The 20,674-nt window shown below is 43.9% G+C and carries 19 protein-coding genes; 10 read left to right on the top strand and 9 right to left on the bottom strand.

Going from position 1 to position 20,674, the window contains the following annotated elements; translation table 11 throughout:
- Positions 1-16 precede the first annotated feature (16 nt).
- On the bottom strand, positions 17-1,393 hold the full coding sequence (locus tag E5A76_RS00180) for a PhoH family protein (protein WP_161117758.1): 1,377 nt from the start codon (positions 1,391-1,393) through the stop codon (positions 17-19).
- A gap of 323 nt (positions 1,394-1,716) precedes the next feature.
- On the opposite strand from E5A76_RS00180, the gene rapA reads away from it, so the two are divergent.
- The 3 genes from rapA to E5A76_RS00165 all read left to right on the top strand — a co-directional run bounded on the left by rapA (position 1,717) and on the right by E5A76_RS00165 (position 6,561).
- Positions 1,717-4,635, top strand: coding sequence for an RNA polymerase-associated protein RapA (gene rapA / locus E5A76_RS00175; protein ID WP_161117757.1), 2,919 nt, complete (start codon positions 1,717-1,719; stop codon positions 4,633-4,635).
- 151 nt (positions 4,636-4,786) lie between these two features.
- A complete protein-coding gene (gene rluA / locus E5A76_RS00170) occupies positions 4,787-5,494 on the top strand; it encodes a bifunctional tRNA pseudouridine(32) synthase/23S rRNA pseudouridine(746) synthase RluA (RefSeq protein WP_161117756.1) in 708 nt (235 codons plus the stop codon).
- A 101-nt stretch (positions 5,495-5,595) separates the two neighbouring features.
- Entirely contained in the window at positions 5,596-6,561 is a 966-nt protein-coding gene (locus tag E5A76_RS00165) for a D-2-hydroxyacid dehydrogenase (protein ID WP_187695509.1), read from the top strand.
- Positions 6,562-6,628: 67 nt separating this feature from the next.
- On the opposite strand, the gene djlA is transcribed toward E5A76_RS00165, so the two are convergent.
- Positions 6,629-7,480, bottom strand: coding sequence for a co-chaperone DjlA (gene djlA, locus E5A76_RS00160; RefSeq protein ID WP_023932270.1), 852 nt, complete (start codon positions 7,478-7,480; stop codon positions 6,629-6,631).
- Between the two features lie 172 nt (positions 7,481-7,652).
- On the opposite strand from djlA, the gene lptD reads away from it, so the two are divergent.
- The 6 genes from lptD to E5A76_RS00130 all read left to right on the top strand — a co-directional run bounded on the left by lptD (position 7,653) and on the right by E5A76_RS00130 (position 14,588).
- The gene (lptD, locus tag E5A76_RS00155) at positions 7,653-10,064 is read left to right on the top strand and encodes an LPS assembly protein LptD (protein WP_161117754.1); all 2,412 of its coding nucleotides are present in this window, start codon (positions 7,653-7,655) and stop codon (positions 10,062-10,064) included.
- Positions 10,065-10,109: 45 nt separating this feature from the next.
- Positions 10,110-11,411 (top strand): peptidylprolyl isomerase SurA, encoded by a 1,302-nt coding sequence (gene surA / locus E5A76_RS00150; RefSeq protein ID WP_161117753.1) that lies wholly within the window; start codon positions 10,110-10,112, stop codon positions 11,409-11,411.
- Between the two features lie 10 nt (positions 11,412-11,421).
- Positions 11,422-12,414, top strand: coding sequence for a 4-hydroxythreonine-4-phosphate dehydrogenase PdxA (gene pdxA, locus E5A76_RS00145; RefSeq protein ID WP_161117777.1), 993 nt, complete (start codon positions 11,422-11,424; stop codon positions 12,412-12,414).
- On the top strand, positions 12,411-13,235 hold the full coding sequence (gene rsmA / locus E5A76_RS00140; RefSeq protein WP_045063516.1) for a 16S rRNA (adenine(1518)-N(6)/adenine(1519)-N(6))-dimethyltransferase RsmA: 825 nt from the start codon (positions 12,411-12,413) through the stop codon (positions 13,233-13,235). Before pdxA ends, rsmA begins: the two co-directional genes overlap by 4 nt.
- Before the next feature lie 119 nt (positions 13,236-13,354).
- Complete coding sequence (gene apaG, locus E5A76_RS00135; protein WP_053987352.1) at positions 13,355-13,738, top strand: Co2+/Mg2+ efflux protein ApaG; 384 nt, start codon at positions 13,355-13,357, stop codon at positions 13,736-13,738.
- A 34-nt stretch (positions 13,739-13,772) separates the two neighbouring features.
- Entirely contained in the window at positions 13,773-14,588 is an 816-nt protein-coding gene (locus E5A76_RS00130; RefSeq protein ID WP_107167059.1) for a symmetrical bis(5'-nucleosyl)-tetraphosphatase, read from the top strand.
- 61 nt (positions 14,589-14,649) lie between these two features.
- On the opposite strand, the gene folA is transcribed toward E5A76_RS00130, so the two are convergent.
- The 7 genes from folA to rplU all read right to left on the bottom strand — a co-directional run bounded on the left by folA (position 14,650) and on the right by rplU (position 19,411).
- Positions 14,650-15,132, bottom strand: coding sequence for a type 3 dihydrofolate reductase (gene folA, locus E5A76_RS00125; protein ID WP_161117752.1), 483 nt, complete (start codon positions 15,130-15,132; stop codon positions 14,650-14,652).
- A gap of 35 nt (positions 15,133-15,167) precedes the next feature.
- Positions 15,168-15,644, bottom strand: coding sequence for a threonine/serine exporter family protein (locus tag E5A76_RS00120; protein WP_161117751.1), 477 nt, complete (start codon positions 15,642-15,644; stop codon positions 15,168-15,170).
- Positions 15,641-16,444 (bottom strand): threonine/serine exporter family protein, encoded by an 804-nt coding sequence (locus E5A76_RS00115; RefSeq protein ID WP_107167061.1) that lies wholly within the window; start codon positions 16,442-16,444, stop codon positions 15,641-15,643. Before E5A76_RS00115 ends, E5A76_RS00120 begins: the two co-directional genes overlap by 4 nt.
- Positions 16,445-16,572: 128 nt before the next feature.
- Complete coding sequence (cgtA, locus tag E5A76_RS00110; protein ID WP_053987347.1) at positions 16,573-17,748, bottom strand: Obg family GTPase CgtA; 1,176 nt, start codon at positions 17,746-17,748, stop codon at positions 16,573-16,575.
- A gap of 82 nt (positions 17,749-17,830) precedes the next feature.
- A complete protein-coding gene (locus E5A76_RS00105; protein WP_053987346.1) occupies positions 17,831-18,757 on the bottom strand; it encodes a DMT family transporter in 927 nt (308 codons plus the stop codon).
- Positions 18,758-18,823: 66 nt separating this feature from the next.
- Positions 18,824-19,081: a 50S ribosomal protein L27 gene (gene rpmA / locus E5A76_RS00100; protein WP_005369901.1), complete on the bottom strand. Its 258-nt coding sequence runs from the start codon at positions 19,079-19,081 to the stop codon at positions 18,824-18,826.
- 18 nt (positions 19,082-19,099) lie between these two features.
- On the bottom strand, positions 19,100-19,411 hold the full coding sequence (gene rplU / locus E5A76_RS00095) for a 50S ribosomal protein L21 (RefSeq protein WP_008989838.1): 312 nt from the start codon (positions 19,409-19,411) through the stop codon (positions 19,100-19,102).
- Positions 19,412-19,688: 277 nt separating this feature from the next.
- Between rplU and ispB the strand changes: the two genes are divergently transcribed.
- Positions 19,689-20,660: an octaprenyl diphosphate synthase gene (gene ispB / locus E5A76_RS00090; RefSeq protein ID WP_161117750.1), complete on the top strand. Its 972-nt coding sequence runs from the start codon at positions 19,689-19,691 to the stop codon at positions 20,658-20,660.
- The last annotated feature ends 14 nt before the right edge of the window (positions 20,661-20,674 follow it).

Below are 20,674 nucleotides of genomic sequence, written 5' to 3'. Positions count from 1 at the left end.
TATTAAGTAATGTTAATTAGAGATTTTCTTCAGCAAATTCTGCAAGGCGACTTCGCACCACACCATTGAGGTAAATGTTGGCGCTGCCTTCAAAGTTTTTAAAGCGCTCAACAATGTAAGTGAGTCCTGATGTCACAGGCGATAAGTAATTCGAGTCAATCTGGGCTAAGTTACCCGAACACACAATTTTAGTGCCTTCACCACAACGGGTGATGATGGTTTTGATTTGAGAAGCGGTTAAGTTTTGGCACTCATCCAGTAATACAAACGCATTTTGGATCGAGCGTCCACGCATAAAGTTAATCGATTTAAATTGAATATTCGCTTTATCAAAAATGTACTTCATTGAGCCATCAGTACATACATCATGCTTATGAAGTGCTTCCATTGTATCGGTAACGGCAGCAAGCCAAGGCATCATTTTCTCTTCTTCTGTGCCCGGTAAGAAGCCGATAGATTCTGCAATTTCAGGCGTATTACGGGTGACAATGATCTTGTCATACATCCCTTTTTCAATCACCTGTTCAAGTGCTGCAGCCATCGCTAAGATGGTTTTACCACAGCCCGCTGGGCCCGTTAAGATCACCAGATCAATGTTTGGATCGAGCATGGCATCGAGTGCCATTCCTTGATAAATGTTTTTCGGGGTAACCCCCCACGCTTGTCGATGCATTAACCGCTCTTGGCTAATGTCTTTGATTGTTACTGTTTCTTCATCAATACGCTGAATTCGCGCAGCAAAATCACTGCCTTCATCAACAAGGTATTGGTTTATATAAGGAGTTTCAAAAAGTGATTTAGGGAGTGTGTGCAGTGTCGCTCGGCCTTTATTTTCAGATTGGCACTCAGCAACGTTATTCCAAAAGTCACCACTGTAACGATGAAAACCTTTACTTAATAAGGCAACATCATCGATAAGTTGGTCGGTACGATAATCGTCAACATGTAATACACCTGCACCTTTAGCGCGCAATCGCATATTAATGTCTTTAGTTACTAATACCACTGGTCGTGGCGCATGTTTTTGTTGCAGAAATAGAACACTATTAAGGATTCGGTTATCACCTGCTTTATCACTAAAAGCATGAACCGTTTCTTTTACTTCATAATCGGCAAAAATAGAGATTGTGCCGCTATGTGCGACCGTGTCATTGAAAGGAATACCTGCTGATATTTGCTCAGGTGGCGCATCGTGAAAAATATCTTCTAACGCACGTATGGCGACTCGTGCATCACGAGAAACATCACGTTTACTGTCTTTAATTCTGTCCAATTCTTCCAGTACCGTCATGGGAATAACCACGTCGTGTTCCTGAAATGAAAAGAACGCCAGAGGCTCGTGGAGCAGAATATTTGTATCTAGTACAAACAGTTTCCGTGCGGCGTCGTCCATAGGCACCTCCTTGGTTGTCTGGACAGCGATAATTTAGCTATCACTCTTTTAGCTTACGTCATAATTTACAATCCGGTTTAATTCTGACGTATTTCTTATTAAGCCCTCTCTAAATGAAAGTTTTATGATGATTTTACTGTGACGTATTTTCATCACTTTCACCGTGACCTTAATCACATCATGCAGTAACATTACTCCCCTTTTTTGAGCTATGCACAAATTTCAAATTCTAGCGTACACTTATCTTCAGTGTCGCTTATTAATAAACTGCATAGCTTAATGCACTCTCTTTGATATCAAATAATTAGAAGGTTTCTACCACTATGCCATTTGCTTTGGGTCAACGTTGGATCAGTGATACAGAAAGTGATTTAGGTCTAGGTACCGTTGTCGCTCTTGAACCAAGAACGGTTACCTTGATGTTCCCCGCATCAGATGAAAACCGCCTATATGCACGTAATGATGCCCCTGTTACCCGTGTCATGTTTAATATTGGTGATGTGATTGAAAGCCATGAAGGTTGGTCACTAAAGGTAGAAGCGATCAACGAAGACAATGGTGTGATCACCTACATCGGTACTCGCACTGATACCGAAGAAGAAAATGTCGCGCTACGCGAAGTTTTCTTAAGCCACCAAATCCGTTTCAACAAGCCACAAGATAAGCTATTTGCAGGTCAAATCGATCGCATGGATCGCTTTGCATTGCGTTACCGTGCGCTAAAAAACCAGTACGAGCAGCTTAAGAGTCCATTACGTGGTTTATGTGGTATGCGCGCAGGCTTGATCCCCCATCAGCTATATATTGCCCATGAAGTAGGTCGTCGTTACGCACCACGTGTTTTACTTGCCGATGAAGTTGGTTTAGGTAAAACAATTGAAGCAGGCATGATCATCCACCAGCAAGTGCTATCAGGCCGTGCTGAACGTATTCTGATCGTAGTTCCTGAAACCCTACAACACCAATGGCTAGTTGAAATGATGCGTCGTTTCAATCTGCACTTCTCTATCTTTGATGAAGAGCGTTGTGTTGAAGCCTTTGCTGATGCGGCCAACCCTTTTGATACCGCGCAATATGTACTGTGTTCTTTAGACTTTTTACGTAAAAGCCGTCGTCGCTTTGAACAAGCACTAGATGCTGATTGGGATCTACTTGTTGTCGATGAAGCGCACCACCTTGAGTGGAGCGAAGATAAGCCAAGTCGCCAATACCAAGTGATTGAAGCACTCGCTGAAAAAACACCGAGTGTACTGCTACTAACCGCAACACCTGAGCAATTAGGTCGCGAAAGTCACTTCGCACGTCTACGTATTCTCGATCCTGATCGTTTCTACGATTACGAAGCGTTTGTTGAAGAAGAGCGTCAATATGAGCCTGTTGCTGATGCTGTAACTCAACTACTTTCTGGTGAGAAACTCAATAACGACGCGAAAAACACTTTAACAGAGCTGTTATCTGAGCAAGATATCGAGCCAATGTTGCGTGTTATCGAAGATTCAACGCAAGACGATCCTGAAGCTTTAACAGCACGTCATGAGTTGATCAACAACCTGATGGATCGTCATGGTACGGGTCGCGTATTGTTCCGTAATACCCGCTCTGCAATTACAGGTTTCCCTCAACGCCACCTAAACATGTATCCGCTAGCAATGCCGAGCCAATACACTACTGCAATGCGTGTAGCTGCAATGATGGGCGGCAAAATGGGTGTCAACGAGAAGGCAATCAAGCTGCTTTACCCTGAAGATATCTACCAAGAATTTGAAGGTGAATCTGCCACTTGGTGGAACTTCGATCCTCGTGTGAACTGGCTACTAGATATGCTAAAAGCCAACCGTAACGAGAAGGTATTGGTGATCTGCTCTCGTGCACAAACAGCGCTTACGCTTGAACAAGCACTACGTGAACGTGAAGGTATTCGTGCCACTGTGTTCCACGAAGGTATGTCGATCATCGAGCGTGATAAAGCCGCCGCTTACTTTGCTCAAGAAGAAGATGGCGCACAAGTGTTACTATGTTCCGAAATTGGTTCAGAAGGTCGTAACTTCCAGTTTGCTAACCAATTAGTGATGTTTGATCTACCAAGCAACCCAGATCTACTAGAGCAGCGTATTGGTCGTTTGGATCGTATTGGTCAAAAACGTGAAATTGAAATTCATGTTCCTTACCTAGAAGGGACTTCTCAAGCACTATTGGCACGTTGGTTCAACGAAGGTTTAAATGCCTTTGAAGAAACTTGCCCGACAGGTCGTGCGGTTTATGAAGAAGTCTGTGAAGATCTCATCACCTTACTTGCTAGCGATAAACATGATGTTGAAACGCTAGAGTCTGTAATTCAACGCAGTGCTGAAATGCACAGTGAGCTAAAAGCAAAGCTTGAGCAAGGTCGTGATCGCCTATTAGAAATTCACTCTAACGGTGGCGAAGATGCACAAAAACTGGTTGAAGAAATTGGCTCAAAAGATGGCGATACTAACCTGGTGACTTTCGCACTTGGCTTATTCGATACCATTGGTTTGAACCAAGATGACAAAGGCGAAAATGCGATTGTTGTAACGCCTTCAGAGCACATGATGGTGGCAAGCTACCCTGGCTTACCTTACGACGGTTGTACCATCACATTTGATCGTGATACGGCACTATCTCGTGAAGATATGCACTTTATCAGTTGGGAGCACCCAATGATCCAGGGTGGTATCGAGTTACTACTCAGCGAAGGTGTCGGTACAACAGCGGTTTCTCTGCTTAAGAACAAAGCACTACCCGTTGGTACACTGCTACTTGAGCTGATCTACGTGGTAGACGCACAAGCACCAAAACAATCAGGTATTAGTCGTTTCTTACCAAAGACACCGATCCGCATTCTGCTTGATGGTAAAGGCAATAACCTATCGGCTAACGTTGAGTTTGAGGGCTTTAACCGCCAGCTAAGCCCTGTTAATCGCCACTTAGGCAGCAAACTGGTTAACTCAGTACAAAAAGACATTCATACCTTAATTGAGTTTGCTGAGCGTGAGATCAGTAAAGAGTTAGATGTTGTTCGCAGCCAAGCACAAGCGGAAATGGAAGCGACGCTACGCGCTGAGTTTGATCGTCTACAAGCGTTAAAAGCGGTGAACCCGAATATTCGTGATGACGAATTAGAGTTAATCGAAAGCCAAATTAATGAGCTAACAGGCTACATTGAGAAAGCTCAGATCCAATTAGATTCACTACGATTAATTGTTGTGAGCCATAACTAAGCCACAATAGATTGATAACAATGAAAAGCCGTGAGTATTTAAACCAATACTCGCGGCTTTTTTCTTAAGTCCCTTCGCCAAACATACCAATTTGCTACTATTCATATTAGTATTCAGCCCGTTTTTTTCACCTTAACCCTGCGAGCGCATCATGAAACCATTGCCAGTGCTGAACTACAATCCACCAACAGATCCATGGTTGGATACCCTTTTTCTTGATAGCGACATTATTGCGGTTAATAAGCCTTCCGGCATACTGTCAAATCCAGGGCGTGCGCCTGAGCATCATGACAGTATCTTTGCTCGAGTTCTAGCAGAGCACCCAGAATCTCAAATCGTCCATCGTTTAGACATGGGCACTTCAGGTCTCATTGTGCTGGCACTTAATAAAAACTCTGAGCGTCATTTAAAAGCACAGTTTCGTGAACGTGAAACACAAAAAGTTTACTACGCCCGCGTATGGGGACATATCGCGCAAGATACTGGCACCGTTGATCTGCCACTGATCTGCGATTGGCCTAATCGTCCTCGTCAAAAAGTGTGCTTTGATGATGGTAAACCGTCAGTGACCCATTACGAAGTGGTTAGCCGAGATGAGAAAACCACTTTAGTTCGCCTGCTTCCAGTAACGGGTCGCTCTCACCAGCTACGCGTACACATGCAAGCATTAGGTCATCCGATTTTAGGCGATCAATTCTATGCAACCGATAAAGCGCTTGAGGCTTCTCCTCGTCTATTGCTCCATGCTGCAGAGCTAACATTTACTCATCCCGGAACAGATGAGCCAATGCATTTATTCGCACCTTGTGAGTTCTACCCTGATGCGCCTACACAAACGATTTTTAATAAAAAGTCGTAACGGCAATCACAAAATAGCAATCAAAGAGATGATTAGATTGTAAGTACAAACAATGCTAGCTTAGTTGCTAGCATTTTTATTTCAGCGGAACGTGACGTTCCATGGAGCTTACAGTGGAACATATCGTCTTTTTAGATCGCGCAACCATTCCAAGCCATATCACTATCCCTCGTCCACGCATTCCTCATCAATGGACGCAATACCAGCGCACCAAGCCCGATCAAGTGATTGAACGCTTACAAGATGCCACCATCGTTATTAGCAATAAAGTCTTACTCACTGCCGATATTTTATCTCAGTTACCAAAGCTAAAATTTATCGCCATTGGCGCAACGGGAACCAATAATGTCGATATTGATTATTGTCATCAACATCACCTTCCTGTCGCGAATATTCGTGGTTATGCGACACGCTCAGTCCCTGAACATGTGATTGCAATGATATTTGCTTTAAAACGTAACATTGTTGGTTATCAGCAAGATATCATCGCTGGCGAGTGGCAAAAACAGCAACAATTTTGTTTTTTCACTCACCCAATTAGTGATATTGCAGGATCAACCTTGGGTATTGTAGGTAAAGGAAGTTTAGGGCAAGCGACAGCAAACTTAGCTAAAGCGCTGGGGATGAAGGTGTTATTTGCTGAGCATAAAGGGGCAAGTGTATGTCGTGATGGCTACAGCCCTTTTAATGACGTATTACAGCAAGCCGATGTACTGAGTTTGCATTGCCCACTGACACCAGATACCCAAAACTTAATCGCTAAAGCCGAGCTTTTGCAAATGAAGCCGAATGCAATTTTAATTAACACAGGGCGTGGCAGCTTAGTCAATGAACAAGACTTAGTCGATGCATTGTTACATCAATATATTGCAGGCGCTGGTTGTGACGTGTTTACTACAGAGCCACCTACTGATGATAATCCCTTATTACAGCATGCCCATTTACCGAACTTATTACTCACTCCACATGTCGCTTGGGGCTCAGATTCAGCCATAACAACCTTAGTTGAACAGCTGATTGAAAATATTGAATGTTTTTATAATGGCAAACCGCAGAATCTCGTTTAAATATCAGCCCAATAAAAAAAGCGAGCTCAAGGCTCGCTTCTATTATTTATTCCATGCAGGCTGTTGATTACTTAAATCCTTTCTCTTTTCGGATCAAATCATAAGCCGCTTGTAACTCTTGGGTTTTCTGCTTGGCAATTTCCATCATCTCTGGTGGTAAGCCTTTCGCAGCCAGTTTATCTGGGTGATGTTCATTCATTTGCTTACGATAAGCACGCTTTACATCTTGTGCTGAAGCATTTTCATCAACGCCTAATAGATTAAATGCATCTGCTAATTGATCACGACTTGGTGGCGCTTGGTAACTACCACCTTGCTGTTGATACTGCTGATGGAAGCCACCCTGTTGGAAACGAAATGCCGCTTCTTGCATACGTAAACGTTGCTCAAGTTGTGCTTCTGAGAAACCAAGGTAGCGCGCAATAATGTGCAATAATTGACGCTCTTTCGGGTGAATCGAGCCATCAGCAAATGCCGCTTGAATTTGTAGCTCTAAGAAAAACTGTAATAGATCAGCACGACCTGCACGGCTACGCACGCGATTAAGTGTTTCTTCTAGTGGGAAGTTATCTTCTTTCCCTTCACGAAATGCATTTTGAGCTTGAAGGCGAGACTCTCCTTGTAAGCCCATACGATCCATGATCGCACTTGCAACACGGATTTCTTCTTTTGTTACACGCCCTTTAGCTTTTGCGACATGTCCCATAACTGCGAAGCAAGCATGAAAAAAGGCAGCTTGCTGCTCTGCACTGCTAGCTCGGTTTTGTCCAAATCCAGCAAAACCGCCATTCATCTGACGGGCGTACGCCTTATCAAACTGATGACCAATAAATAAGCCAATCAACAATCCAGGCAATTTACCAATGGAGAGGCCAAGTAACGCACCAATAATTTTTCCCCATATACCTGTCTTCTGCATTCTATACTCTCTGGTAATTTGTTAAATTTTTTCAAGGTTTACCCAACAGCATGCGCTGAAAAGATGCTGTCTGGTCGAATTTGCATTATGATAGCTGTCATTTATCGGGAATGCTTGTAAAAAGCGCAATTATTCGCCTTGCTCTCAAACTGATACAGGAATGTTGAATCTGATGTCACTTACCTCTCACAGCTTACTTGCCACCATGATTGGCCTTGCCATATATGGTCCGGCGATGGCAGAAGATGCCACTTCTTTACATAAAGATATCAACAATAAACATGCTGTAGCAGAAGATCAAAGCACAAATGAAGCAATCGCTAATGATCCTTTAGCTATGGTACGTGGTGTTTGTATCGCGCCAAAAGATCGCAAAGAAGATACCAATAACTTACCAATACACATTGAAGCAGACAGTGCAAAAGCTCAGAACGAGCATCAAGCTGTTTACACTGGTGATGTAATTGTTCAGCAAGGTACCCGTACTATTGCAGCAGATAAGGTAACACTAAAACAACCAGAAAATATTGTTACCGCCAAGGGCAACGTTTTCTACCACGATGGTGGTATTGAAATGGAAGCCAAACAGTTACAAAGTGATCTTGATACCAAAGATTCACAAATGGATGATGCCGTCTACCGTATGACCTGTCAGGCAGGTCGTGGTGAAGCAGAGCAAATCGACAAGCGTAATGTTGATGGTACCCAATTCTACAAAATGAAAGACGGTACCTACACCACCTGTCCTGAAGGCGATAAAAGCTGGCGCTTTGCGGCAGGATCGCTAGAGCGTGATGGTGAATCGCCTTTTGCCGATCTCTACAACGCGCGCTTTGAAGTGCTTGATGTGCCTGTATTCTATTTACCTTGGTTACGTGTACCCGTAACAGATGAACGTATGACAGGTTTCCTATACCCAACGTTAACCTATGGTTCACGAAACGGTATGGAGTATGAAGCGCCATTCTACTGGAATATCGCACCGAACTACGATTTAACGCTAACGCCTAAATACATGAACCACCGTGGTCTACAAACGACGGCGAAGTTCCGCTACCTAACTGATTTCGGTGAAGGTCAGTTAATTGGCGAATACATGGGGCGAGATAAGAAGACTGATTACGATAAACGTTGGGGTTTCCAATGGAAGCATAACGGGATCATTGATCAAAACTGGTTAGTTAATATTGACTATAGCAAGGTCAGTGATTATGAATACTTTGACAGCGGCTTAGATTCCAGCATTGGTGAGCGTGAAGATAACAACCTGCTACAGACAGCAGAAGTGTCTTACCGTAATGCCAACTGGGATACCATGCTAATGGTGCGTGACTTCCAGCCTCTAACAATGGATGGACAAGGTACTCAATACCGCTTAATGCCTCAGCTATCATCCACTTACTATCGTAATAATTTAGGCTACGGACTCGATTTCAAGATGCCTATGAGCATCAGTAAGTTCGATAACGATGCTAAAAATAAGCCAACAGCAGATCGCATAACGTTAGAACCGACGTTAACCCTGCCTTATGCAACACCTTGGTGGTCAGTAACCACACAAGCAAAAGTTAACTACGCCCATTACAATCAAGACAAGAAAGAATCAGGGTTAACCACTCTAAAAGATAATGTTGATCGTGTTGTTCCTGAGTTTCGAGTTAACAGCAGCCTCTACTTTGAACGCGATACCTCTATCTTAGGCAGTCACTATACCCAAAGTTTAGAACCGCAGATTCAATACCTATACATTAAAGATGTCGATCAAAAAGGGATTTATAACCCATTTGATTACGTTGGTGGTGGTTATGATTCAACTCGCTTACAACAAGACTACTATGGCTTATTTAGCGATCGTACCTATAGCGGTAGTGACTACATCGCCCCTGCGAACCAATTCACAATTGGTGCATCAACCCGTTACTTTGACGAAGATTTTAAGGAACGATTTAGCTTATCTGTAGGTCAAATCTTCTATATTGATAAACCAGTAAACCAAGGTACGGATAACAAAGAAGCAAAAAGTTATTCGGCAACCGCGCTTGAAACAGAATTTAACCTTGATGATAACTTGTTCCTAAAGAGCTCAATGCAATATGACTCAAGTGAGAATGAAATTCAGCAAGGTAGTACCACCGTTGAATACCGTAATGGTGGTGTCTTTGTTCAACCAAGCTACCGTTACGTATCTAGTGATTACTTAACCAAATACGTAAATAACCCGAACCCAATTATTCCAGGAACCAAAGATAAGCGTGATGGTATTTCACAATTAGGTTTATCCGTCGGCTTCCCTGTGAGTGATAACATTGATGTCAAAGCGGACTATTTCCAAGACATGAATGTAAATAAAATGCTGGAAAGTAAAGTTGGCTTCACTTACCGCTCAGCGTGTTGGATGATTGGTCTTAGCTACAATCGATATGCAAAAGATCCACTGTCACAAGACTTTACTGAATACGATAGCAACGTAAGCTTCTCGTTCAGCTTACTGGGTTTACAAGGTGCTGGGCCGTCATTTGGTCAATCATCGGATGATGGCGGTAATATTTTGTCTTACGGCGATCCGTTCACTCTTAATAATTAATGTTTAGGCGGTACTTATACCGCCTCATAACCTGATGGAATATAAATGAAAAAGTGGAAGTATTCTGTACTTAGTCTAATGATGATGGGCATGTCAGCAACCAGCATGGCGGCACCTCAAGAGCTAGATCAAGTTGTCATGACTGTTAACGATGGAGTGATCCTACAAAGCGACGTTAACGCAATGCTTAAAACCGTTCATCTAAACGCTGCTGAAGAACACCAACAGTTGCCACCTAATGACATTTTGCGTCAGCAAGTGATGGATAAACTGATCATGGAAAACTTGCAGATCCAGCAAGCAAAACAGCTTGGGATCCGTATTGATGATAGCCAATTAGATCAAGCGATTGCCGATGTTGCTAAACAACGTGGTATGACAGTCGATCAACTTCGCCAAACATTAGCAAAGGCTGGGATCTCTTACCCAATGTTCCGTGAGCAAATGCGAAACGATATGCTTGCATCAGAAGCACGTACCATCATTGTGCGTAAGCGTGTAAATATTCTGCCGCAAGAAGTGGATGCACTAGCGAAACAAATGGCTAAGCAAACACAGCAAAACGTGCAATACAACATCAGCCAAATCCAAATTCGTGTTGATGAAGATGCCGACAAAGCAGCGCGTGATAAAGCGAAACAAGAAGCAGAAGACATTGTTACTCAGCTTAAAAAAGGGGCTGATTTCTCGCAACTGGCTTACCGCTACTCAAAAGGTCCTAAAGCCTTAAAAGGTGGAGAATGGGGGTGGATGAGCAAAGAAGAAATGCCAACCATTTTTGCCGATCAAATCCAAAATAATGGAAAAAATGCGATCATTGGTCCATTCCGCAGTGGTGTGGGTTACCACATCCTAAAGATCAACGACGTAAAAGGCATGCCTAGTGTCTCTGTGGTTGAAGTGAAAGCTCGTCACATTTTGATCAAACCATCAGTGATCCTAAGCGATGCAGCAGCGAAAAAAGAGCTTGAGCAAATTCGCCAGCGTATCATTAGTGGTAAACAAAGCTTTGCAGCAGCAGCGAAAGCTTACAGCCAAGATCCAGGTTCAGCAGCTAATGGCGGTGAACTAGGTTGGCAAGTGCCAGATATGTATGCACCAGCATTTAAAGACAAAGTAGAAACGCTACCTGTTGATAAAATCAGCGAACCGTTTAAATCAGCGTTTGGTTGGCACATTGTAGAAGTAGAAGGTCGCCGTAAAGTCGATCGTACTGATGCTGCAATGAAAAACCGCGCAGCCCAAATTCTCTTTAACCGTAAGTTCAATGAAGAAGCGCAAACCTGGCTACAAGATCTGCGTGCAGGTGCTTACATTGAACAAATGAATAAGGTAAATAATGACTAACACAAGTACAGTGACTAACACGCAACGGATTGCAATTACCCCTGGTGAGCCTGCTGGAATAGGCCCTGATTTAGTCATTGCCTTGTGTCAGCAAGATTGGCCGCATCAACTTGTTATTTGTGCTGACGCACAGGTTATGGTAGAACGTGCGGCTAAATTAGGTTTACCACTAACCGTTTTACCCTATCAGCCAGAACTTGCAGCAAAACCGCATCAAGCTGGAACTATCACCGTGGCGCAAATTGATAGTGCCGTTGATGTTATTCCAGGCTTGTTGGACGAACGAAACGGCATGTATGTGCTATCGACGCTACAACGCGCAGCTGAAGGATGTATAAATGGCGAGTTCGCTGCGCTCGTAACAGGCCCTGTACATAAAGGGGTTATTAACCGAGCGGGCGTCTCATTTAGTGGTCATACCGAGTTTTTTGCACAACAATCAGAAACCGCACAGGTTGTGATGATGCTTGCTACCGAGGGATTACGAGTTGCACTAGTGACTACTCACATTCCTCTTGGCTGTGTATCTAAAGCCATTACTGAAGCAAGATTAAAGCAAGTAATTCGAATCTTACATGCTGATCTGGTGAGTAAATTCGGTATTCCATCGCCGAAAATTTACGTGTGCGGTTTAAATCCTCATGCTGGTGAGGACGGGTGTTTAGGACGCGAAGAAATTGAAGTAATTTCTCCAACTCTTGAACAACTGCGCCAGCAAGAGAATATGGATCTTATCGGCCCATTACCGGCTGATACTATTTTCCAACAAAAATATTTAACTGATGCCGATACGGTATTAGCAATGTATCACGATCAAGGGCTACCGGTGCTGAAATACAAAGGCTTCGGTAAATCCGTTAACATTACGTTAGGACTGCCCTTTATCCGAACTTCAGTAGATCATGGTACCGCACTGGAACTCGCAGGTACCGGACAGGCAGATACAGGTAGCCTTTGGACAGCGCTATCTCACGCCCTCGAATTGGTAGATAAACAAGCATGAGCAGCGATCAAGTCCATCTAGGTCACCGCGCCCGTAAGCGCTTTGGCCAGAACTTTTTGAACGATCCGTACATCATTGATGGCATTGTGTCAGCAATTAACCCGAAACCAGGTCAGAACTTAGTTGAGATCGGCCCTGGTCTAGGTGCAATCACAGAGCAAGTCGGTAAACTAGTTGATAAATTTACTGTTATCGAACTTGACCGTGATCTTGCAGAGCGCCTTGAGAATCACCCAGATCTAGCTTCAAAGCTAACGATCCACCAAGGTGATGCGATGCGCTTTGACTTTACGCAACTTATTAAAGAAAACAATAAGCTACGTATTTTTGGTAACTTGCCATACAACATCTCAACCCCTTTAATGTTCCACATTTTTGAATTCCACAAAGATGTGCAAGACATGCACTTCATGCTACAGAAAGAAGTGGTTAATCGTCTTGCGGCAGGCCCAGGTAGCAAAGCATATGGTCGTCTAACGGTCATGGCACAATACTACTGTCGTGTAATGCCAGTACTGGAAGTACCGCCTGAGTCTTTCGTACCAGCACCAAAAGTAGATTCAGCAGTAGTACGTCTAACTCCTTACGAAACACTGCCATACCCATGTACTAACCTAAAATGGTTAGATCGCGTATGTCGTGAAGGCTTTAACCAGCGTCGTAAAACTATCCGTAACTGTTACAAAGCACTATTTACTGCTGAACAGTTAGAAGCGCTAGGTATTAACCCATCTCACCGCCCTGAAAACATCACTGTTGAACAGTTTGTTGCGATGGCTAACTGGTTAGATGCCAATTACCAAAAAGATGAGAACGCCTAAATTTATTTGAAGTGCGTTACACGAAAACCCCGAGAGCCTCACGGTTATCGGGGTTTTTCTTTCTTTGTGTTTGAATAAAGCTAGAATGAAAGAAGATCATAAGCAAAAGGATGTTGTCTGTGAGTATTACTTCTCCCCCAACAATCAAATGTTATGTTGTTACCCATTATCTCGCCGATCAATCTGAGCCTGATGAAAACCGTTACGTTTTTTCCTATACCATCACCATTCATAATCTTGGTCGAGGTCAAGCCCAGCTACTTAAACGCCACTGGTTGATCACCGATGCCAATGGCAAAAAGTTAGTCATCGATGGCGAAGGTGTCGTCGGCAAACAACCTGTGATTGAAGCAAGTGATGACTATACCTACACCAGTGGTACAATTATCGATACCCCGATCGGTGTGATGCAAGGCCATTACATTATGGAAGACGGGAACGGTAACAGCTTTAAAGTGGACATCGCTCCATTTCGTTTGGCGATGCCCAATATAATCCACTAGCTGTATCACTCACTTTCCTCAATACGAGAGCACTATGGCAACCTACCTTGTTGGTGATATTCAGGGCTGCTTACCTGATCTAAAAAAGCTCCTTTCTCAAGCAAACTTCAATCCAGAATACGATCAACTATGGCTTGCTGGCGATCTGGTGGCTCGTGGTCCAGAGTCATTGGAAACCCTACGCTTTGTAAAATCATTAGGTGATAGCGCCCAAGTAATTTTAGGTAATCACGATTTACATTTACTTGCAGCGGCAAACGGATTAGCACGTTTGAAGCCTAGTGATAAAACCCAAGCGATTTTAGAAGCGCCTGACTGCAATGAATTATTAGATTGGTTGCGCCACCAGCCACTATTAGCAGAGCACCCTGACTTTCCTCTTGTGATGGTACACGCAGGCATTAGCCCACAATGGTCACTGGCAACAGCACGTCAACAAGCCCGCCATGTCGAGGCCCTGCTACAATCCGATCGCTATGTATGGCTGTTAGAAAACATGTATGGCGATGGGCCTGATTTTTGGCAAAAAGATCTGAGTGAATTAGAGCAACTTCGCTATACCATCAATAGCTTTACCCGTATGCGCTTTTGCGAACCAGATGGGCGTTTAGATATGCATTGTAAAGTGGAGCCGGGAAATCCAGACGTCGGCAGTTTAATCCCATGGTTTGAAGTAAAACGTGCAGAGCCGATTGAGAAAACCATTATCTTCGGTCATTGGGCGGCACTAATGGGACATACCGATGAGCACTGTATCGGGCTTGATACCGGCTGTGTATGGGGTAATAGTTTAACCATGCTGCGCTGGGAAGATGGCAAACGCTTTGTTACTGAGTGTCCAATCTATTAACTTGCGTAGTGTTAGAAAATAGAATAATGCCCACCATTTTGTGGGCATTATTTACATTTAATTAATCACGTTCAAGCACAGTAAAGTCCATCGCATACGCATTTTTTTCATCAGCAGCGTAATGCTCTGTACTCACTTGATGCCAACCATTACCCCACTCAGGAAAACGTGTATCACCATCAAGATCAGCATCAATAAACGTCAAATACAGACAATCAGCTTGCGCTAAACAAGCTTGGTAAATACTGCCACCACCGATGATCATCAGCTCTTCAACATCGCCAGCTGCTTGCTTTGCAGCATTAATATCACCAACCACCGTGATCCCTTCAGCATGAAAGTCAGGATTTCGGCTGATCACAATATTATGGCGACCTGGTAGTGGACGACCTATCGATTCAAACGTCTTACGTCCCATCACCACAGGCTTCCCTAAAGTACATTGCTTAAACCAAGCAAAATCAGCAGGCAAATGCCATGGCATCGCATTTTCTTTTCCAATTACTCGATCATGTGCCATTGCAGCGATCATACTGATCTTCATCTTTAGGGATCTCCTTTTAAATTCGTGAAGCTAGGTTATACCACAGGACGACGGCGATAGAACAATAATCCCGGCATGGCTAAGCCAATTGCTAAGGCGGCAATGATAAAGATCGCTTTTAACACATTCTCAATCATCACCCCCCATAGCTCCATCGAAAAACCACGATGGTTGATCTCCACTATTGCAATCATTGCCTTGTAAGCAAACACACCAGGCACCATAGGGATCATCGCCGCGACCGTAAACACTTTCGGGTGAGCTAAAAAGCGGTGTGACCAGTGCACACCGATCATTCCCACCACCGTGGCAGCGGCAAGTGTTGCCCACTCAATCGGCATCCCCCAATGCATTAAAAGAAAGCGAGTCCCATGTCCTAATCCGCCACCGATGGCACAGTACTTCAGTGCTTTTGGCGGTACGTTAAACACTAATGCAAAACCAACCGCAGGGATCATCGCAAAAAACATATCATTGCCAAGTGCGATCAGAAGCTCCAACAACGCATTCATAACAACCACCCCCACACATTCAGCACGTTCATTGCTGCAACAATGCCAATGCAAGTAGCTAACGTCAGTAAGCTCGCCATTGTCCATCGCGCTAATCCCATCGATGGATAGCCTTTCACCATATCAGCAACAGCATTAATTAAAGGAAAACCCGGTACGAGCATTAACACAGAAGAAGCCATGGCGATAAAAGGCTTATCGCCTATTTGATACACCTGAGCAAAGCCTGAAATAAGTGTCGTGACAAATGCAGTGAAAGCAAAATTAATCAAAGGGTTGAAATGACAATGGGCAATTTCTTGGCGGACGAACATACCAATAGAAGAAGCAATAAAGGTAACAAAGAAAACAGGCCAATCGCCACCAGCTAAGCGGCTGAATGAAGCACAAGAAAGACCGATCATAATGATCACTAACAAGCGAGGATAACGCTGGGGTTGAATTTGCTCGAGTTTGTTATGAACATCTCTAAGATCCATTAAGCCACGTTCAGTCAAAATACAGATCCGTTGGATCTCAGTGACAATCTGCATATTGATCCCACCGTCTTGGCATTGGCGAGTGGTAGTAATACAGCTTCCCATATGGCGAGTACTGATCACCATAGAACTGGCAGACAATGATACTTCAACACTTTCTACCCCTAACGCCAACCCTAAGCGTCGTGTTACATCCATTACTAAGGCACTTTCTGCGCCGTGCTGTAATAAACGTTGACCAGCTGAAATAGCCAATCGTGTGATTTCCCTTTGCTCTGGTTCCGAAAGTGGGGCTATTTCACGCTCCGTGTAACTTGCCATGTCTCATCCATAATGATTGGTTACTTTTCATACCACTAAGCATATCGAATTCGATCACACTTTATTTTGATAAGGCACAAAAAAAGCCGTACCTCTCAGTACGGCTTGTTCGACACAATCAAATCAGATTATGGCTTGTAGATGATTTCAACATCGTAATCATCTTCATTCCAATCATCCCAATCTTCATCGTCGTCGTCATCGAATTTCGCTTTCTTAAGCTGCTCAGCGTGGTAATCATCCCACTTGAAGTCAACTTTATCTTCTTTCGCTTCTTCTTCAACGTATGCTTCACGAGGCAATGCTTCAATTGCTTCCATTAGATCATAAGTAAGCTCTTTCGTACCTGTACGATTTAGCGCAGAAATGCTGTAGTACTTATCTTCCCAAGCAAGGGCTTCAAGTACTTCAGTCATCTTCTCTTGTGCTTCTTCTTCATCAAGCAGATCAGCTTTGTTGAAGACGATCCAACGCGGCTTGTTACCAAGCTTATCGCTGTATTGCTCAAGTTCGTTGATAATTGTAAATGCGTTTTCTACTGGATCAGAACCATCAACAGGCAGTAGATCGATCATGTGAAGCAATACACGACAACGCTCTAAGTGCTTAAGGAAACGAATACCTAAGCCAGCACCATCAGCCGCACCTTCGATTAGACCAGGAATATCAGCAACCACAAAATTACGGTCTGAATCCACACGTACCACACCTAGGCTTGGCACTAGGGTTGTGAATGGGTAGTCAGCCACTTTTGGCTTAGCCGCTGAGACAGCACGAATGAAGGTAGATTTACCCGCATTAGGTAAACCAAGCATACCTACGTCAGCCAATAGTAATAGCTCAAGACGAAGGTGACGAACTTCACCCGCACTACCCATGGTCTTTTGACGAGGAGCACGGTTTACAGATGATTTAAAGCGAGTGTTACCAAGGCCGTGGAAACCACCTTTAGCTACCATCACTTTCATGCCGTGTTCAGTCAGATCGGCAATCACTTCACCTGTATCTTCATCAACAGCACGTGTACCTACAGGCACAGTTAGCACCTTATCAGCACCACGTTTACCGGTACAGTTACCACCACGGCCGTTCTCACCACGCTCAGCAGCATGGAAACGCTCGAAACGGTAATCAATCAGGGTGTTAAAGTTTTCATCAGCGAGTAGGTAAACGTCACCGCCGTCACCACCGTCACCACCGTCAGGTCCACCTTTCGGGATGTACTTTTCAGTACGAAAACTTACTACGCCGTTACCACCGTCACCGGCATCAACTTTGATAACTGCTTCATCTATAAACTTCATTCTTTTCTCCGCACTCTGGCGTTTAACATACGATCATGATCACCAACGCATCATGATGTAGTAATACTTGTCATCGACCTGATTATTTGTGCTGGCGAATAAATTTATGGCCTATAGCACAGCATATCGCACCGCTTACCACGACCATTGCTCCGAGGTAACCCCAGATATTCAGCGTTACCGCTGCAACATATTGTGGCCAAGCAAGGCTGGCGAGATCGACAAATAATATTGTAAACAAAGGAGTCAGCGTGATCACTGCACTCACTTGCGAGGCTTGCCAACGTGACATTGCTTCAGCAAAGGCACCATAGCCAACAAGCGTATTAATACAACAGAACATCAACATCGCAAGTTGACGATCATCCATTGCAAAGATCTGTTCAGGTTGTGCCATTGGCGTTAAGATCAAGGCACAGATCACATAGATCATCAGCAAAATTTGTGCTGATGTAAACTGCCTTAACAACCACTTCTGTGCAAGGCCATATACCACCCACACAACGGCAGCCGCCACTGCTAAACTTACACCTAGAGTATAACCAGAAAAACTGGTAAACAACTCAATTAAGCGTTCGTTAAAAAACAATAAAAGGCCGCCAAGTAAACAACTCACACCAATGATCTGATGTTTAGCGAGCTTTTCTTTAAACACCCATGCACTGGTCACCAACAGCCCCACTGGCGCTAATTGGATAATAACTTGTACAACAGGTGGATTAAGGTACTGCAACGAGCTATTAAACAGAACGAAATTACCAGCAAGCCCCAAGCTTGCAACCAGTAATATCACGCCACCGACTCGTCCAATATTTGACACGCTTGGTAACTGTTTTTTCCAGCCTAACAGTAAGCCTAAACCCACAGAGGCGGTAATAAATCGATACCAAACGATGGTAAAAGGGTCCATCACTTCAACAGCTTGCTTCATCGCAATTGGTAACGCGCCCCAAAAGACTGCCGTTGTTAATGCGAGGAAAAAGCCGATCATAGGGCCACGATCGCGCATAAACCCTCCAGATATAAAAAGCCCCGCCAATAGGCAGGGCTTTAATCTTCGTGTCAAAGTTGAATATTATTCAGCTTCGATAGATACGAATTTACGGTTCTTAGGACCTTTAACTTCGAACTTCACTTTACCGTCAGATAGAGCGAATAGAGTGTGGTCTTTACCTAGGCCAACATTGTTACCAGCGTGGAACTTAGTACCACGTTGACGAACGATGATGTTACCTGCTAGTACAGATTCGCCACCAAAACGCTTAACACCTAGGCGTTTGCTTTCTGAATCACGACCGTTATTAGTAGAACCGCCAGCTTTTTTGTGTGCCATCTTTAAATTCTCCTGTTATTAAGCGCTGATGCCAGTAATTTTGACTTCAGTGAACCACTGACGGTGGCCCATTTGCTTACGAGAGTGCTTACGACGACGGAACTTAACGATTTTAACTTTATCGCCACGACCGTGAGTAACAACTTCAGCTGTTACTTTACCGCCAGCTACAAAAGGTGCGCCTACAGTTACTTCTTCGCCGTTAGCTACTAGAAGTACTGAGTCGAATTCAATGCTAGCGCCAGTTTCAGCGTCTAGTTTTTCTAAGCGTAGGGTTTGGCCTTCGCTTACACGGTGTTGTTTACCACCACTTTGGAAAACAGCGTACATGTCTTACTCCGCTTGTCCGCATAGGCCATATGCCACGTATATTGGGCTATGGGTATGCGCTTAATCTTGTCATCAATAGGGCGCAGATTCTACGTAAAAATAGGGCTTATGGCAAGCCATTATGGAAAGAAAATTGATGAAAAGCTGCTCAACAAAAAAAGTCTTTGAAATAGCGCACGTTGGGGTTATGAAGATAGGACTGTTTTAGTGTAAGATTCGATAAATCATTCGAATCACTTTTCCGCCCTACGTGGCTAACAATCTTGCTGGATGTACAATGGATTTTAAAGCTATCCAAGCGCTCACCGCCAACGATATGGCCCAGGTCGACGCGAAGATACAAGCGCAACTTAACTCAGATGTTGCCCTTATCAATCAACTAGGTTTCTACATTGTCAGTAGTGGTGGCAAACGCCTACGCCCCATGCTAGCGGTACTTGCAGCGCGTGCATTAGGCTATGACGGTGAAAAACATACAACGGCAGCCGCTTTTGTTGAATTTATTCACACCGCAACATTATTGCACGATGATGTAGTTGATGAATCAGACATGCGTCGTGGAAAAGAAACCGCCAATGCCGCCTTTGGTAATGCAGCAAGCGTCTTAGTTGGTGATTACATTTACACCCGCTCATTCCAAATGATGACTAGCCTACGATCTTTAAAGATCCTCGACATCATGAGTGAAGCTACCAACGTGATCGCTGAAGGTGAAGTATTACAGTTGATGAACTGTAATGATCCTGACACGACAGAAGATAGCTACATGCAAGTTATCTACTCAAAAACAGCACGCTTGTTTGAGGCATCAACACAAATCGCAGCAATTATTGCTGATGCCCCAGCTGAAATTGAACTCGCCTTCCAAGAGTACGGTCGTTACTTAGGTACAGCATTCCAGCTTATCGATGATGTACTTGACTATATTGCTGACGGTAAAGAAATGGGCAAAAACGTGGGTGATGATTTAGCAGAAGGTAAACCGACGCTACCATTACTTCATGCGATGCACCACGGTAACGCTGAACAAGCAACAATGATCCGAGAAGCGATTGAGAAAGCCAATGGCATGGAGAAACTGGATGTTATTCTAGCTTGCATGCATGAACATGGCTCACTGGAATACACTCAAAAGCGCGCTGAAGAAGAAGCAGAAAAAGCCATTGCAGCCTTAGCGCCTATTGCTGATTCTGACTACAAAGAAGCCTTAGTTGCACTGGCTCACATGGCTGTACAACGCAATAAATAAGCCAGCACCTTAAC

Origin of the sequence: Photobacterium lucens (assembly GCF_009873615.1) — a bacterium.
GTDB lineage: Bacteria > Pseudomonadota > Gammaproteobacteria > Enterobacterales > Vibrionaceae > Photobacterium > Photobacterium lucens.
This window is presented reverse-complemented; position numbering and strand designations above follow the sequence as displayed.